Origin of the sequence: Algibacter amylolyticus, assembly GCF_014202225.1 — a bacterium.
GTDB classification, from domain to species: domain Bacteria; phylum Bacteroidota; class Bacteroidia; order Flavobacteriales; family Flavobacteriaceae; genus Algibacter_B; species Algibacter_B amylolyticus.
The window spans coordinates 328,934-345,630 of the sequence record NZ_JACHGE010000001.1 but is presented as its reverse complement, the minus strand read 5'-3'; the positions used below and the strand labels follow the sequence as shown (position 1 = coordinate 345,630).

At 32.7% G+C, this 16,697-nt stretch carries 17 protein-coding genes, 1 tRNA gene and 1 pseudogene; 8 read left to right on the top strand and 11 right to left on the bottom strand.

The features are described from left to right. Positions 1-5: 5 nt before the first annotated feature. Positions 6-1,256, bottom strand: coding sequence for a beta-ketoacyl-ACP synthase II (gene fabF, locus HNQ90_RS01535; RefSeq protein ID WP_144114893.1), 1,251 nt, complete (start codon positions 1,254-1,256; stop codon positions 6-8). Positions 1,257-1,279: 23 nt separating this feature from the next. Then, positions 1,280-1,513, bottom strand: coding sequence for an acyl carrier protein (locus tag HNQ90_RS01530; protein WP_007647141.1), 234 nt, complete (start codon positions 1,511-1,513; stop codon positions 1,280-1,282). A gap of 187 nt (positions 1,514-1,700) precedes the next feature. Between HNQ90_RS01530 and purN the strand changes: the two genes are divergently transcribed. Both purN and HNQ90_RS01520 read left to right on the top strand, forming a co-directional pair. Continuing rightward, positions 1,701-2,267, top strand: coding sequence for a phosphoribosylglycinamide formyltransferase (gene purN, locus HNQ90_RS01525; RefSeq protein ID WP_144114892.1), 567 nt, complete (start codon positions 1,701-1,703; stop codon positions 2,265-2,267). 70 nt (positions 2,268-2,337) lie between these two features. Next, positions 2,338-2,979, top strand: a complete 642-nt coding sequence (locus HNQ90_RS01520) for a ribonuclease H1 domain-containing protein (protein ID WP_144114891.1) — start codon at positions 2,338-2,340, stop codon at positions 2,977-2,979. Between the two features lie 6 nt (positions 2,980-2,985). On the opposite strand, the gene HNQ90_RS01515 is transcribed toward HNQ90_RS01520, so the two are convergent. Then, a complete protein-coding gene (locus HNQ90_RS01515; RefSeq protein ID WP_144114890.1) occupies positions 2,986-3,288 on the bottom strand; it encodes a type II toxin-antitoxin system RelE/ParE family toxin in 303 nt (100 codons plus the stop codon). Next, the gene (locus tag HNQ90_RS01510; protein ID WP_144114889.1) at positions 3,260-3,544 is read right to left on the bottom strand and encodes a hypothetical protein; all 285 of its coding nucleotides are present in this window, start codon (positions 3,542-3,544) and stop codon (positions 3,260-3,262) included. The genes HNQ90_RS01515 and HNQ90_RS01510 overlap by 29 nt, the downstream gene beginning before the upstream one ends. A 124-nt stretch (positions 3,545-3,668) precedes the next feature. On the opposite strand from HNQ90_RS01510, the gene HNQ90_RS01505 reads away from it, so the two are divergent. The 3 genes from HNQ90_RS01505 (at position 3,669) to HNQ90_RS01495 (ending at position 7,876) form a co-directional block, all read left to right on the top strand. Then, complete coding sequence (locus HNQ90_RS01505; RefSeq protein ID WP_144114888.1) at positions 3,669-4,595, top strand: PfkB family carbohydrate kinase; 927 nt, start codon at positions 3,669-3,671, stop codon at positions 4,593-4,595. A 125-nt stretch (positions 4,596-4,720) separates the two neighbouring features. Then, positions 4,721-6,619, top strand: coding sequence for an amidophosphoribosyltransferase (locus HNQ90_RS01500; RefSeq protein ID WP_144114887.1), 1,899 nt, complete (start codon positions 4,721-4,723; stop codon positions 6,617-6,619). Between the two features lie 561 nt (positions 6,620-7,180). Then, positions 7,181-7,876 (top strand): aspartate/glutamate racemase family protein, encoded by a 696-nt coding sequence (locus tag HNQ90_RS01495; protein ID WP_144114886.1) that lies wholly within the window; start codon positions 7,181-7,183, stop codon positions 7,874-7,876. A gap of 133 nt (positions 7,877-8,009) precedes the next feature. Here HNQ90_RS01495 and HNQ90_RS01490 read toward each other — a convergent pair whose 3' ends face one another. Then, positions 8,010-8,834, bottom strand: a complete 825-nt coding sequence (locus HNQ90_RS01490; RefSeq protein ID WP_144114885.1) for an alpha/beta fold hydrolase — start codon at positions 8,832-8,834, stop codon at positions 8,010-8,012. Between the two features lie 92 nt (positions 8,835-8,926). Here HNQ90_RS01490 and HNQ90_RS01485 point away from each other — a divergent pair, with 92 nt between their 5' ends. Then, entirely contained in the window at positions 8,927-9,340 is a 414-nt protein-coding gene (locus tag HNQ90_RS01485) for a winged helix-turn-helix transcriptional regulator (protein WP_144114884.1), read from the top strand. Positions 9,341-9,548: 208 nt separating this feature from the next. On the opposite strand, the gene HNQ90_RS01480 is transcribed toward HNQ90_RS01485, so the two are convergent. The 4 genes and pseudogenes from HNQ90_RS01480 to HNQ90_RS01465 form a co-directional block, all read right to left on the bottom strand. Then, on the bottom strand, positions 9,549-10,004 hold the full coding sequence (locus HNQ90_RS01480) for a 6-pyruvoyl trahydropterin synthase family protein (protein WP_144114883.1): 456 nt from the start codon (positions 10,002-10,004) through the stop codon (positions 9,549-9,551). 112 nt (positions 10,005-10,116) lie between these two features. Beyond that, positions 10,117-10,287, bottom strand: coding sequence for a hypothetical protein (locus tag HNQ90_RS01475; protein WP_172625795.1), 171 nt, complete (start codon positions 10,285-10,287; stop codon positions 10,117-10,119). Between the two features lie 27 nt (positions 10,288-10,314). After that, positions 10,315-11,649: an MATE family efflux transporter gene (locus HNQ90_RS01470; protein ID WP_144114882.1), complete on the bottom strand. Its 1,335-nt coding sequence runs from the start codon at positions 11,647-11,649 to the stop codon at positions 10,315-10,317. After that, positions 11,646-12,144 (bottom strand): annotated as a pseudogene (locus tag HNQ90_RS01465) (GNAT family N-acetyltransferase). The gene HNQ90_RS01470 and the pseudogene HNQ90_RS01465 overlap by 4 nt, the downstream one beginning before the upstream one ends. Before the next feature lie 57 nt (positions 12,145-12,201). Here HNQ90_RS01465 and HNQ90_RS01460 point away from each other — a divergent pair. Both HNQ90_RS01460 and HNQ90_RS01455 read left to right on the top strand, forming a co-directional pair. Continuing rightward, on the top strand, positions 12,202-12,996 hold the full coding sequence (locus HNQ90_RS01460) for a universal stress protein (protein ID WP_144114881.1): 795 nt from the start codon (positions 12,202-12,204) through the stop codon (positions 12,994-12,996). A 6-nt stretch (positions 12,997-13,002) separates the two neighbouring features. Further along, positions 13,003-13,079: transfer RNA gene (locus tag HNQ90_RS01455), tRNA-Ala, on the top strand. Positions 13,080-13,092: 13 nt separating this feature from the next. Here the strand turns inward: HNQ90_RS01455 and HNQ90_RS01450 are convergent. Then, on the bottom strand, positions 13,093-13,935 hold the full coding sequence (locus HNQ90_RS01450) for an alpha/beta hydrolase family protein (RefSeq protein WP_144114880.1): 843 nt from the start codon (positions 13,933-13,935) through the stop codon (positions 13,093-13,095). Between the two features lie 2 nt (positions 13,936-13,937). Beyond that, the gene (locus HNQ90_RS01445) at positions 13,938-16,694 is read right to left on the bottom strand and encodes a PD-(D/E)XK nuclease family protein (RefSeq protein WP_144114879.1); all 2,757 of its coding nucleotides are present in this window, start codon (positions 16,692-16,694) and stop codon (positions 13,938-13,940) included. Between the last annotated feature and the right edge of the window lie 3 nt (positions 16,695-16,697).

The following is a 16,697-nucleotide window of genomic DNA, read 5'->3' as shown; positions in this document are numbered from 1 at the left end:
GGGATTTAATCTAGTTTTTTGAATATTACACAAGCGTTGTGACCGCCAAATCCAAATGTATTACTCATTGCTACTTTAACGTCTCGCTTTTGAGCCTTGTTTAAAGTTAAATTTAATTCTGGATCAATGTTTTCATCTACTGTAGTGTGGTTAATAGTTGGTGGCACCATTCCGTGTTCCATAGCCAAAATAACCGATATCGCTTCAATAGCGCCAGCTGCACCTAAAAGGTGACCTGTCATTGATTTTGTCGAATTAATATTTATGTTCTTAGCGTGACTTCCAAATACTTCTGAAATTGCTTTAAGCTCTGCAACATCACCTAAAGGTGTAGATGTACCATGTGTATTAATATGGTCTACATCTTCCGGCTTTAGGCCTGCATTTTCTAAACAATTTTTCATTACTGCAATAACACCAATACCTTCTGGATGCGGCGCCGTCATATGGTAAGCATCAGAAGATAAACCTCCTCCAATACATTCTGCATATATTTTAGCACCTCTTGCTTTTGCATGTTCGTATTCTTCAAGAATTAATGCCCCTGCACCTTCTCCTAAAACAAAACCATCTCTGGTAGCGTCAAAAGGTCTGGATGCCGTTTCTGGACTTTCATTTCTAGTTGATAACGCATGCATAGCATTAAAACCACCCATACCAGCTATAGTAACTGCTGCTTCACTTCCTCCTGTAACAACCACATCTGTATGACCTAAACGAATAGAGTTTAGAGCATCGAACATAGCGTTTGCAGACGAGGCGCATGCAGAAACCGTTGTGTAATTAGGCCCCATAAAACCATGTTTTATAGAGATATTACCTGGTGCAATATCAGCAATCATTTTAGGAATAAAAAATGGGTTAAATCTTGGTGTTCCATCTCCAGCTGCAAAGTTTAAAACTTCATTCTGAAAGGTTTCTAATCCACCAATACCTGCTCCCCAAATAACACCAACACGTAACTTATTAACCTTGTCTAGATCTAATTTAGAATCTTCAATGGCTTCGTCTGCTGCTACCATAGCATATTGTGCAAACTTGTCCATTCTTCGAGACTCTTTTCTATCTATAAAGTCAGTAACGTTAAAGTTTTTCAATTCGCAAGCGAATTTTGTTTTAAACTTCTCGGTATCATAATATGTTATAGGCGCAGCTCCACTTTTACCACTAATTAAGCCTTCCCAATATTCGTCTTTGGTATTGCCAATTGGTGTTAAAGCGCCTAAACCTGTGACTACAACTCGCTTTAATTCCATAAAGTATTTTGATTGTTTTTTACTTATTTAGCTGCTTCAATATAAGAAATAGCTTGACCTACTGTAGCGATGTTTTCAGCTTGATCGTCTGGTATTTGAATATCGAATTCTTTTTCGAATTCCATAATTAATTCTACAGTGTCTAAAGAGTCTGCTCCTAAATCGTTTGTGAAGCTAGCTTCAGTAACAACTTCGTTTTCATCTACTCCTAATTTGTCCACGATAATCGCTTTTACTCTTGATGCAATGTCTGACATAATTTTTTAATTTAAATGTTTTAATTAGTTGGCAAAAATAAAAAACTTTATTTTATAAATCACCTTTAGTTTAAAAATGTGATGGTAATTTACTAAAATTAGTTTTAAGTATTTAGTTTTTACCTTCTAATTGTTAATAATTATTCTTTTTTTTGTTCGAATAATCTTTAACATTATAGTCTGTAAAATGAAACGTATTGTAATTTTTGCGTCCGGGAGTGGTACTAATGCTGAAAATCTAATTAAGTTTTTTCACAACAGCGATAATGCGTCTGTTATTCAAGTACTAACTAACAATCCTCATGCCAAAGTTTTAGAGCGTGCTAAAAAATTAAAAGTTAGCGCCCTATCATTCAATAGAATAGCGCTTTCCCAAACGGAAGACGTACTTAACATTTTAAAAGCATCCAAGCCAGATTTAATTGTATTAGCTGGTTTTTTATGGAAGTTTCCTGAAAATATATTGAATGCTTTCCCTAATAAAGTAATTAATGTACACCCTGCATTATTACCAAAATTTGGAGGAAAAGGTATGTATGGCATGAACGTTCATGAAGCCGTAGTTAATAATAAGGAAACCGAAACTGGTATAACAATTCATTATGTAAATGAACATTATGATGAAGGCGCCATCATTTTTCAGGCAAAATGCGATGTAAATCCTAATGATTCGGCTGAAAATGTTGCCGCAAAAATTCATGAATTGGAGATGGAACACTTTCCAAAGGTTGTTAATGATCTTTTAAAACCATAAAAACACCAATTCCAAAAACCAATATTTATCAATTATTAAACGGATTTTCGCTTTCGCGGAAATGACAAAAATGAGTAAGAAGAAAAAGAAATATTATACCGTTTGGCAAGGACATAAAACTGGTGTTTTTGAAACTTGGAACGCCTGTAAAAAGCAAATTACAGATTATCCTGGTGCACAATACAAATCGTTTGCCACACTAGAAGCCGCCAACGAAGCTCTTGAAGGTAATTATTTCGATTATATTGGGAAAAAATCAAAGTTTACAAGTGAATTATCTCACGAGCAACTAAAAAAAATAGGGCAACCTAACTACAATTCCATTTCGGTTGATGCTGCATCAAGTGGAAACCCAGGCATTATGGAATACAGAGGTGTGGACACCAAAACAAAAAAACAAATTTTTATTCAAGGTCCTTTTGAACAAGGCACAAATAATATTGGCGAGTTTTTAGCTTTGGTACATGGTTTGGCTATTTTAAAAAAGAATAACAGCGACCGCATTTTATATACAGACTCTAGAACTGCAATGAGTTGGGTAAAAAAGAAAAACTGTAATACTAAACTAGAGCGTAATGATAAAAACAAACCCGTTTTCGACTTAGTGGATCGCGCTGTAAATTGGCTTAAAAACAACACTTACAAAACCGTTATTGTAAAATGGGAAACCAAAGCTTGGGGAGAAATTCCAGCAGATTTTGGCCGTAAATAGCAATTATTATTTTATTATTTCTTTTTTAATTTTTGGATCTCTGTAGTTATTCCAAAAAAATTCTATCTCAATAACTTCTTCATTCAACTCTCTATAAAACATACTGGTATGCTTTGTTATAATAACTTCTCTGCTCTGTTTATCAAAAACAGAACGTTTAAATAGTTTAGGGTTTCTCTCTATTTTTTCGATTATAGATTCTACTAAATCAATAAAATTATTAGCTTCTTTAGCAGTCCATTTTAGCAACAAATAATCAATTGTTTCATTAAAAGAATCTTCAGCTTGTTTTGTCCACACTACTTGCATCTATTCTTTTTTTAGCAGCGTTAATAACTTGTTTACTAGACTTAATCAATCCTTTTTCGCTTTGAGAACGACTTAAAATTAAAGCCTTTTTAATTTCCAAAGCCTTAGGCTCTTCTAAAATGTTATTAGCCACTTCATTTAAAATAAACTCCATATAATTTTTAAGATTTCGACCTTGATTTTTAGCCTTTTCTTCAAGAACAGCAAGTGTTTCCTCGCTTAAAACAATTTCTTTTCTTTTTTTTACTTGTTTCATAACCGTAATATGTACGATAAATATACGTAAAAATTACACGTAAACTTATATATTCTCAAGAAAAATATTGTTTCAATTAGTGTTTAAAAGACTTATATTTGCAGCTTAAATTCACACCTCATTTATGAGCAAATTAGTAATAGTAGGTACTGTAGCTTTTGATGCTATTGAAACCCCTTTCGGTAAAACCGATAAAATTCTTGGTGGTGCTGCAACGTATATAGGACTTGCTGCCTCTCACTTTAATATTGATGCCGCAGCTGTTTCTATAGTTGGTGGCGATTTTCCGCAAAAATATTTAGACTTATTATCAGATAAAAATATTGATGTTTCGGGAATTGAAATTGTAACAGATGGTAAAACATTCTTTTGGAGTGGAAAATATCATAACGATATGAATTCTCGCGATACTTTAGTTACCGAGCTAAATACTTTAGAAGACTTTAACCCTGTTGTACCAGAAAATTATAAAGATGCCGAAGTGGTTATGTTAGGAAACTTACATCCACTCGTCCAAGCTAGTGTTTTAGATCAAATGACGACTAAACCAAAATTAGTAGTTCTAGATACTATGAATTTTTGGATGGACATCGCCTTACAAGATTTAAAAAACGTTATAAAACGTATTGATGTGATTACCATAAATGATGAAGAAGCAAGACAATTAACCGGCGAATACTCGCTAGTTGTTGCCGCGCAAAAAATTCATGAAATGGGACCAAAATACGTGGTTATTAAAAAGGGAGAACATGGTGCATTATTGTTCCATAACGAGCAAATGTTTTACGCACCGGCTTTACCGCTAGCCGAAGTTTTTGATCCAACAGGAGCAGGAGATACTTTTGCAGGTGGATTTGCAGGCTATATTGCTAAAACGGGCGACACCTCTTTTGAAAACATGAAGAACGCCGTTATTTACGGATCGACTTTAGCTTCGTTTTGTGTTGAAAAATTTGGTACAGAACGCATGGAAAACCTATCAAACCAAGAAGTACATAAACGATTGCTGCAATTTAAGCAATTAACACAATTTGAAATAGAATTAACATAAACTGACGCGCTCTAAAATAGAGTGCGTTTTTTGATTAAAATACTGTTTACCTCTTAAAAATCAAATAATCAAGATTTTAACCGAGGAAATATAATTAGTTAGTAAAGCGAAAACATTTACAAATTATGAGTGATGCCTTAAAACACGAATGCGGAATTGCAATGATTAGACTTTTAAAACCATTAGAGTTTTATAAAGAAAAATATGGCAGTGCATTTTACGGTGTAAACAAAATGTATTTAATGATGGAAAAACAGCACAATCGTGGACAAGATGGTGCGGGTTTTGCTAGTATAAAATTAGATACAAAACCAGGAGAACGATACATAAGTAGAGTACGCTCGGTACAACAACAACCTATTCAAGATATTTTTGCTCAAATTAACGACCGTATTAATAAGGAACTTGAGGCGCATCCGGAATATAAAGATGATGTTGCAGCGCAGAAAAAAAATATACCTTATATAGGCGAGGTGTTATTAGGACACGTACGTTACGGAACCTTTGGGAAAAATAGCGTAGAAAGTGTACATCCGTTTTTAAGACAAAACAACTGGATGCACAGAAACCTAATAATGGCAGGAAACTTTAACATGACTAATGTTAAGGAGCTTTTTGGCAACCTTATTGAATTGGGACAGCACCCTAAAGAATATACCGACACCATAACTATTATGGAAAAAATTGGTCATTTTTTAGATGATGCTGTTAGTAAAATTTACAAAGACTTAAAAAAAGAAGGCTATAACAAGCAAAACGCTTCGCCGCAAATTGCAGAACGCTTAAAAGTTGGTAAAATATTGCGTCGTGCAGCAAAAAACTGGGATGGTGGTTATGCTATGGCTGGCTTAATTGGACATGGTGATGCTTTTGTATTAAGAGACCCTGCAGGAATTCGTCCGGCATATTACTATAAGGATGATGAAATTGTAGTAGTTGCATCAGAGCGCCCTGTAATTCAAACTGTTTTTAACGTCGATTTTAACGATGTAAAAGAACTAGATCCTGGACACGCTATTATTACCAAAAAATCTGGTAAAGTTGCCATTAAAAAAATATTAGAGCCTTTGGAAAGAAAATCATGCTCGTTTGAGCGTGTTTACTTTTCTAGAGGAAGTGATGCCGAAATTTACCAAGAGCGTAAAACATTAGGAAAGCTACTTATGCCTAAAGTACTTGAGGCTATTAATAACGATACAAAAAACACCGTGTTTTCATATATTCCAAACACCGCTGAAACCTCGTTTTTTGGAATGATTGAAACGGCAGATGCATTTATAAATAAAACAAAAACGGCTGCTATTTTAAATGGCCAGCGTTCCTTATCGGCAGAAAAAGTAACCGAGATTTTATCTGAGCGTGCTAGAATTGAAAAAATAGCTATAAAAGATGTAAAACTTAGAACTTTTATTACTGAAGATAGTAGTAGAGATGATTTGGTTGCACACGTTTATGATGTTACCTACGGCGTAATTAAGCCTACAGATAACCTAGTTATTATTGATGATAGTATTGTGCGTGGTACCACTTTAAAAATGAGTATTTTAAAGATGCTAGATCGCTTAAATCCTAAAAAGATTATTGTAGTGTCTTCTGCGCCACAAATTCGTTATCCGGATTGCTATGGTATTGATATGGCTAACCTGGAAAGCCTTGTTGCTTTTAGAGCAGCTCTAGAGCTTTTAAAAGAAGCTGGCAAATTTGATATTGTTAAGGAGGTTTACGAAAAATGCTTAACACAAACCGATTTAGAGGATAAATTGGTTAAGAATTTTGTTAAAGAAATTTACGATCCTTTTACAGATGAAGAAATATCGGATAAAATAGCAGATTTATTAAGTCATGAATCAATTAAGGCCGAAGTTAAAATTATTTTTCAATCGGTAGAAAACTTACATAAAGCTTGCCCTGAACATTTAGGTGACTGGTATTTTACAGGAGATTATCCTACCGTAGGAGGAAATAGAGTTGTAAACCGAGCATTTATTAACTTTTATGAAGGTAATAAAGAACGTGCTTATTAATTATTAAATTAATAATTTGGATGTGGCAAAACCGTAAATTATGCATTTTAACCCAAAAAAATGCTTTTCATCTAAAAAATAATTTTAGTACTTAAAATACACATAAATTGGACTCACCATAACATAAGTAGGTTAAGTTCATGGTAGATTTGGGGCAAAAAAAGCTGAACTTCTGTTCGGCTTTTTTTATGGAATAAAGTGAAATCTAAAACACAGATTCATAATCTTACACTTTAACCCTAATTAACTAGTATTATATCGTTTAAGCCAATAATTGCGTAGTTTAACTAAATTATTTCTGCGTTGGGTTTCCGTACTATATATTTGCATCACCATAACATAAGTAGGTTAAGTTTATGGTAGATTTGGGGCAAAAAGGTGAACGCAAGTTCACCTTTTTCATTTTATATAATCTCGATAACTATCGGGAATAATTTTTTTGTATTCTATCTCTTTCAAAAAAAATTATCTTTACAAGATAACAGTAACAAAAAACTTTGCATATCACGACTTGTTTGCGAGATGTGATTGATACAAGGTTTTGTAGGCAAAAAAAAGTATATGAATACAATCGGAATAATTGGTGGAATTGGACCTGAATCAACTATAGAATACTACAGATTGCTGATAAAGACATTTAGAGAGCGATTGAACACAAATCAATATCCAGAAATTCTTATTCATAGCGTGGACATGACAGAAATGCTTAATTATGTTTTTACTAATCAATTAGATGAATTGGTAGAGTTTCTAAAAAGTAAAATTAAAATATTAGAAAAATCCAATGTAGATTATATTGCATTAGCATCTAATACACCTCATTTAGTTTTTGACCAACTAGCAGAATCTGTAAATACGAAAATGATAAGTATAGTTGAGGAAACGTCTAAAGCGATAAAAAACACAGGAATTAAAAAAGTTGGTTTGCTCGGAACAAAATCAACAATGAGTAAAGGATTTTACCAAAAATCAGGAGAACAAAATGGAATTAAAATAGTAATTCCAAATGAGGAAAACCAAAACTATATTCACGAAAAATATATGGGAGAATTAGTTTTTAACAAAATCGTTCCCGAAACAAAAAAGCAACTCATTGGAATAATAAATGAATTACAAGTCAATGAAAATATCGAAGGAATTGTATTGGGCGGAACTGAATTACCACTAATACTTGACCAAAAGGATTTTGATAAATTAAAAGTGTTTAATACAACAACAATTCACGTAAACGCTATTTTAAACAAAATGCTGAACTAAAACCAACTCTACCTATAACAACAGCTTTACTTAATTGCTAAATTGCCGTAACTAAGCATAGCAAAACCGGTAACCACCAGTTAAATAAAACACTCACTGCGAACTTATCTCATTTTATGCCAAGGATTATTTTTTAATTTTTAAGGAAAATGTTAATATATTTAGTTGATAATTCGGGATATTGAAAATGCATTGCGTGACCTGAATCTGGTAAAATAATATGTTGAATTGTAGGTGCGTTTTTTAGAAGTGGAAACCAATTTTCTGTAGCATAAGATATATCATGATCTCCTGAAATGACTAAAATTGGTGTTTGCAAAGTTGTATACTTTTCTCTAAAATTTTCCTTATCCTCTACCACTGATGGGGCTGCAGCAAAATAGCGGTTAAATTCTTCTTTACTAGATGGAATTTTTGAAATATCTAGGTTAGAATAAATTCTACTTCTTGATTCTTGAGCTGCTTTTCTACTCTTTTCTGATTTAGGTTCATAAAAAATAATAATTTCATCCTCTAGATCATTTATTGGTTTTAAGGCATGTTTCAGAAACAGTGGTTCAAGAGGTACTTCATTTTTCCCAATTGGATTACTTCCAATTATCACGGTTTTTAAAACTCTTGAAGAATTAATAAAGGTTGCATATTGTGCTACCCAACCACCATAAGACCAACCTAACACAAAAAATTTATCGATTTTTAAATAGTCTGCAAGTTTTACTATTTGACCTGCAACCTCGTTAATATCTATTGGTAATTCACCTTCAGAATAGCCAACACCAGTATAATCAAAAGTAATTACAGTATTGTTTTCTGATAATAAATCTAAGAAAAGTGGATCCCATGTGTCCAAAGTACCTCTAAACCTATTCGCCAAAATAATTGGAGTGCCATTACCTCTTTTTCGATAAGCAATTTTTAAATCTTCAATATTTGCATATTCTGTATTTGAATTTTTCATTCCTAAAATTTTAATTATATATTTACTTGCATTTTACAAGTACAAATATATAAATTCACTTGCGTTTTGCAAGTGTATTAAAGGTTATTTTTATGTCAAAAGATAAACACAGATCAAATTGTCCGATAAGTTGTTCTCTTGAGTTATGGGGAGATAAGTGGTCATTAATCATTATTCGTGATTTAATGTTTGCTAAACAATGTACCTATGGAGATTTATTAAAATCTGAAGAACAAATATCAACTAACATTTTAGCAGCAAGACTAAAGACGTTAGAACAAAATATGGTAATTGAAAAACTTGAACATCCAAATAGCAAATTAAAAGTATTATATAAACTCACTAAGAAAGGTATTGAATTACTTCCTATACTTATTGAAATTAATTTATGGGGAGAAAAATATTATGCTGACATTCCTGATAGAACAAAAGCACTTCTAAAAGATGTTAAAAAAGACAAAAAAAGTTTTATAAGAAGAACAATGAAAAAATTGGATATTGATTAAAAACCAGTGGCCTACATACTTATAAAATAAATAAAAAATCACAAATTTTCAGGACAAAAAATTGCCTATTTACTAATTACTGAATTCAGCAAATATGCCCGCGTTAGGGATTGCCGCGGCATCCTTTTTTTGCTGCCACAAATGGCAAAAAAAGATATAGCATAAAGCCCGACCCCTGTGGTAACCTGCCTATCGGCAGGCATGCGTCCTAAATATTATCGTACTGAAACCATTGTGCGAACGAGGTATCGGTTTCTTGAAGTTTTAATGAATGTAGTTTAATGTGGCTTGGTAATCGCTTGCCAATTTTTTTAGCAAAGTCTAAAACCATCATCTCGCTAGTGGGTTGATAGTCCACTAATAGTACATTGTGCCCACGGTCTGACAACTCTTTTGCTAACTCGACATGTGGCGTGTTTTTGTTGAATACCGTGGCGTGGTCGAATACGTTTACAATTTCTTCTTTAACGATTTTTTTAAGATCGCCAAAGTCTATAACCATACCGTATTTTACGTTATTAGTATCTGTAATAGGCTGACCAATAACGGTTACAGACAGTTTGTAGCTGTGTCCATGTACGTTTTTACATTTTCCGTCGTAGCCGTAAAGTGCATGACCGGTTTCGAAAGAGAACTGTTTTGTAATACGAATGTTATTTGCCATTATCTTCTTTTTCTTTTATTTACAAAGTATACGATTATTAAAACGATTCCTAATATTAGGAATAATCCGCTTCCGCTTAAAAAGGACAAGATGCTCGTGATATCCATAACGCTTATTTATTTCTTTTTTTATTATAATAGTAAACTACATAGGCTAATGTAACAAGCACTACAAATGGAAGTATAGAACCAATAAAAACGCCAATTTGGTAGCCTTTATCTGGTGCATTATTAATTTTTTCTTCAATATCTACTTGCTGAAGTAAAGCAATGAATAGATTCATATTAGTTTGTTATGCTATGATGCAAAGTTAATTGTTTTGAGCTAGTGGCAAAAATAGTTGCCTGAATTTTATAATTAATGGTATGCCTCGTGCAATTATCCAAAAGGTGATGGCTATAAAAATAGCATGCAACTTATAGTCCAAATTATCTAACCAAAACAATATGGGTATAAAAACAATAAAGGTAGAAAAGAGCAGTACGTTACGTAAATATTTCATTTTACCAAGGCCTTTAAAAATACCATCGAAAATAAATGCCAACGTACATAACGGCTGCATAACAAGCACGATCCAAAAGACGTTATAGAACGCCTCTTGAACTTCGGGCTCTTTAGTAAATATTCGCCCTATTGGGTAATAGAATATGCCTCCTACAACTCCTAATATAACGCCAATAACTACGCCATATTTAATAAGTTTGTTGCTTAACGTTATAAGTGTTGCATATGCTTTTTCGCCAAATAGCTTGCCCGATAAAATATTGCCTGCACTGGCATAACCATCGACAATAAAGGCTCCTAAAAACCATAAGTTTATTGCAATGGTGTAGGCCGCTATATATGCTGCGCCATAACTTGTTGCAAAAGAGCTCGCGTAATACAGCGTTACGTTTAAAGCAATGGTGCGTATAAAGAGGTTTAAAATCATTAACAAAAATCGTTTGATTTCTGGATTAAAAGGAAAACTTGGTTTTAGCGGAATCTCTGTTTTTTTAAGCAGGAAATATGCTGAAAATAAAGCCATTAAAATTTGAGCTATAACACTGGCATACGCTGCTCCTTCTATATGCATAGGCTTTATAAAACCACTAATTCCGTAAACAAAAATAATATCTAAAATAATATTTGATATGGCACCTATAATAGCAATGATCATGGGATGGTATGTGTTTTGCAACCCTCTAAAAGCTCCAAAAACAGCAATTGTAAATAAGGTAAAAGGAAATCCTAGTACGCGGATTTTATAATATACCACGGCATAATCTAAAATTAAATCTGTGGCGTTGTAAAGTTTAAAAATATATTTTGCAAACGGATAGGTGCTAACAATTATAAGTACACTAAGTGAGGTTATTATAAAAATAGCCTGAGCAGGCAGATTTTTAATTTTCTCTAACTTATTAGCACCAACGTATTGCGATACTATAGAGGAAATAGCACTTCTAGTTTGCCCCAACACCCAAATTAGCATAGACATAAAGGTGGTTACTATACCAACAGCTGCCAAAGACTGGGTTGCATTTACAGGAATATTTCCAACAATGGCCGCATCGGTTAACGATAAAATGGGCTCTGATACTCCGGCAATTAATGCGGGAATAGCCAATTTATTGATATGCTTTAAACTTATGTTTGTGCTCATAAAACTAATTCGTAACAATGAAATGGATAGCTGCTTTGTTTGGGAAAGTAAATATCTCCTAGTTTTTGATAGCCTCTAAGTTCATAGAATTTATGGTTTCTTTTGTTCTGTGAAAAGGTATCTAACCTAACAGAAGCATACTTGTTTTGCCTTGGGTAAAGCTCTGCAAAATCCATTAATTGTTGTGCGTAACCTTTACCTTGATAATTTGGATGAACGGCTAATCTATGGATATATATGTTATTATTTTCAGTTAGCCATGAAATGGGCTGGTACTCCGTATCCATAAAAGTAGAAATGGTGATGCTTCCTATAATTAGACTATCCATTTCTAAAAACATATAACTCACTACGATCAACATCTTTTTGAAAAGCTATTTTATTGGGATACCTTTGATTCCATTGATAAATATTATTTGCTACCATATGAACCGCACACGCTCTTGTAATATCCAAAATCTTATTTATATCGGTGCTGGTTCCTTTTCTAATCATTAAAATGTTTATTTTTGCATCAAATTTATTGTAAATTTAGCTTTAAAACTCTTAGGTATGAAGAATATTTTAGTCCCAGTTGGATCGTCGAAAAATGCAGTAAGCCATTTACAGTACGCTGTAGATTTTGCAGAAGCCTTTAACGCCAAACTTTTTATTGTACAAGTATATAATGTGTACACAAAAGCAGGTACTATGATACGTGTGGACGATATTATCCAAAGAGAAAGTAAAATGTTTTTAGATGATTTGGTATCTAAAATTGACCCAAAAAATGTTGAAATTGTTGTTAAAACCTTAAAAGGAAAATTAGTTGACACTTTAGAGTTAGCTTGTAAAGCTGCTGATATTGACTTGGTTTTAATTGAACCGAGAACCAACTCCATTAAAGATGAAGTCTATTTAGGAAAGACATCGGGTAAGATTGTTAAACAAATGGATGTTCCGGCGCTAATTATTCCTGAGGGCTATAAGTTTTCGCCAGTAAAAACCATTTTAATGGCGGTAAAATCGGCTATTATAAAAAAAGAAAATGCCTTAAACCCGTTACTTGACGTTAAAAAGAAATTTGATGCTACTTTAAATTTATTACTTGTAAAAACGCCTTTTTATAATGAAGGTGATTTTGAAGTTAAAGAGGAACTTAGTACTATTGTTGACCAAGTTACTAAAAGCGGAAACGCCACTACATTTCAAGGTGTTTTGGAGCATTTTCAATCTAACAATCCAGACATGTTGTGCGTTGTTAGAAGAAAAAGAGGTTTCTTTGTTAAAAAATGGGAAAAGAGCACCATTCTAAAAAAGGACTTTTTTAGTAAAGTGCCTGTTTTAGTTTTAAGTGGCTTAAAATAAAGACAAGGGGATGTAGCTCAGTTGGCTAGAGCGCTTGACTGGCAGTCAAGAGGTCGTCGGTTCGAATCCGATCTTCTCCACCACGAAGCGTTAGTTTTAATTATTTAAAAACTGAATACTTATAATTAACGCTTCTTTTAACGCCTTTGGTAAGTTATCTTTTGACCAAGGATGAGACCCTCCAAAAACATGATTAGCGCTTTCAATAATTTCTAGAAGGCTATTAGAATTCCAATTATTAAGATTATAAGCTTCGTCAATTAAAACACTTGTATCGGCATCGCCATGAATGATTAAATACGGTATTTTTAAATTTGAAACCGCACGTTTAATAGTTAACCGCTCTTCGTTGGCTACAAAATTTTCATAAAACTGATAAAAGTGAGGCATTTGTTGTTTGGTACGACCGTTTAATACGTATTTAACACCATCTCTTTTCCACTCTTCTAAATTTCCAATGGTAAATGTCCTTTTTCCGAAATCGCAAACACCAGCAAGACTTATTACCTTTTTAATTCGATTGTCTTCTTCAGCCTTTATAGTTACAATACCTCCAGCTCTACTGTGTCCAATTAAACTAATATTACCTGTATTAATTTCTGGTTGATATTTGGTATGATTACTTATCCAATCGATAACCGATTCGAGATCATCTAACTCTTTAATATAGTTATTATTCCCAAAGGCTTCTAAATCAGGAAAATCTATGGGTTGCTCTACCGTTCCACCATTATATGAAAAATTAAACTTTATAAAAAAGAAGCCTGCGTTTGCAAACGCTTCCGCCATTAAATCCCAAGGGCCCCAATCTTTAAAACCTTTATAACCATGACAAAATATAACCACAGGTTTTTGCCCATGGTCTTGGTTATAAAAAACATCGGTAAGGATAGGTTTTTCATGCTTTCCAGAAATAATACTATTCTTTGTTATAATCATATTTATACTTCTTTTTCGGTAAAATCTATATTCGGATTACATATTTCTATGATTAAGTTTCTTAGCTCTGTTTCAAAATTAGCTAAGGTTTCATCAGTAATTAAAGCAATTTTACTTTTAGCTGAAGACCCTTCTTTTTTACCAAATTTTAAAAACCCTTTATTCAGATTTTTAAATGATACAATTCCAGCTTCAATAGGTAAATTAATAGCTCCAGATTGATGCATCATATAAGCATATGTAAGCACTTGAAAACTCTTACTATACTTTTTATAATCTGTTGTAAGATCTTCCCAATTAGAAATTTCAACCTGGCCTGATTCTACTTTACCCGTTTTATAATCAATAATCCTGGTAATGCCGTTACACTCGTCTACCCTATCAACCTTACCATTTAATCTTACAGGATAATTAATTTCTGGGATTTTAATTTCAATATCGTTATCGGCCTCAATAGCTATAATCTTTATTTGATCTCCAGCCTTTAATGCTTTTAATTCAAGATCTAAAAAGTTATTTACATAGCGCTTAGCAATCTCATAGATAATAAGATTTTTACCTTTTGTTATATCGCCTTCCTTATATTCATTTTTAAAATGATAAGTGACTCTTTTATCTATGTCGAGTTTTAATTTTTTAACCGCTTCAGAGGTCAAAAATTCACCAACAAAAGGTTTATAAAAATCCTCTAGAGTATTATGAACAACAGTTCCTAATGTATTTGCTGCAACAGTTTCTTCAACATCATTATGTTCTCTAATTTTTAAAACTTTCTGATAATAAAAATCGATAGGGTTTCTAATATAATTGGTTAACGATGAAGGTGAAAATCCGCTTTCAGCGACTTCTATTAATTTTTGTTGTAAATCACTATTCTTTTTTACCACATTTAATTCCTTTTCAATTTGCGGAACTTGTGGTGTTATTATTTTACTATTAATTTTATGAATACCTTCTAGCTCTAGCTGTGTAATAAACCTACTTTTTTCTCCTGCAGTTAGCACATCGGCCTCCGTGTTATAAGTTATATAGATGTTTTTAGCTCGTTGCAAAAGCTTATAAAAGTGGTAGGTGTAAACAGCGTCTTTTTCCTTAAATGTTGGTAGTTTGTTTTCTAGTTTAACATCGAAAGGAATAAAGGAGTTATTGCTTTTTCCTGCTGGCAGAATACCTTCATTTACAGAGGCTATAATTACAGTTTCAAAATCTAAAACCCGAGACTCTAGCATTCCCATAATTTGCAAACCTTGTAATGGCTCGCCTTGAAAATCTAGAGTTTCGGTACTTAATAGCTCTTTATATACACTAAATAATGTTGAAATATCTTTAATGTGTTGATGCTCTTCATTTAATCGTTTAAGCTCGGTAAATAATTCGTTAAAACGGAAAACATATTCCAACTGCAATAAGTTTGATGCTTTATCCTTATCCAAATTAGCCTTCATAGCCAATACTAATTTAGATATGTTTTCTAGCGCAAATGGAATTGAATTATCCCAATTAGCGAATAATAAATCTATAACTGTATGGCATGCGGTAGCCATTTTTGATAAGCGCTCCTTGTTTAAGTAAACAAGATTATTTTTATCGATAGTCTGAATTATTAAAGCAGCATAGTCCACGTCTTCAATAAAAAACAATGGTCTGATAAATTGATGGGATATTATTTTAACAACATCTTTAAAATAAAATGAATTTGAATTGGTTTTATGCGATTGAAAAAGAACCTCAAATAACGATGTTAAAGGAATTGACTTTAAAGGAAACCCCATAGTAACATTTAAAGCATCTATACTTGATGGCAATGAATTAAGTACGGGTATTAACAAGTTTTCATCGCCCAATACTACTGCCGTATTTTTTAATGAACCGTTGTTTTTTTGCAAAGATTCTAAAATACTACCAATGTGTTTAGCCTGCCCTATGTTTTTAGGAACACCAAATACAGAAATATTTTTGTCTTTGGAATAATTATCGGCTATCCAATTAAAGGGGTTCTTTTTAAAAAACGGCCAATTATTTTTGTGTTGCCTAGTAAACAAGGCTGCATCGTGTTTTTTATTCTCCATAAAAGCACGATCGACATCCCAATAAACACTTGCTAACTTATTTTTTAATAACTCTTGAATTATGGTTTCCTCGGAAGTATTTAACGCATTAAAACCCAAAAAAACGTGATTCTTTTTAGCGTTATTCTTAATATAGTTTTTTAGATTATTAACCGCCTCGCGGTAAATTAAACCTTGATAGCCTATATTTTTGCTTAGTAAGTGCTTTGAAAACGCATTATAGTAACCATAAAGTTTTTTCCAAAAGGCTAAATAATTTTTAACAAAATCGGTTTGAGGTTCCTCTAATGACCAATGATTTAAATCTTGGATACTGCTTAAATAATCGAATATTTTTTCTTGAGGAATAAGATATCTGTCTATTTCGTTAAAATCTTGAAGTAAAATTTGTCCCCAATTTGAAAAAGACTCAAAAGAATCTGCTTGTTCTTTTTTTGTTAATTGGATATAAATGGAATAAAACTCGAAAAGAAGCCCTGTATTAGAGGTTGATTTTATCTGGGATAAATCTTCAACAAACTCTTCAATACTTAGTATTTCTGGAGCAAAAATAGTTTTCTCTACAACCTCAGCAAGCTGATGCTTTAAGAAGAGTCCTGCTCTTTTACTGGGTAGAACAAAAGTTAATTCAGAAAAATTCTGATTATCATTTTGTAAATCATTTAAAACATCGTGAATGAAAGTTGTCATTCT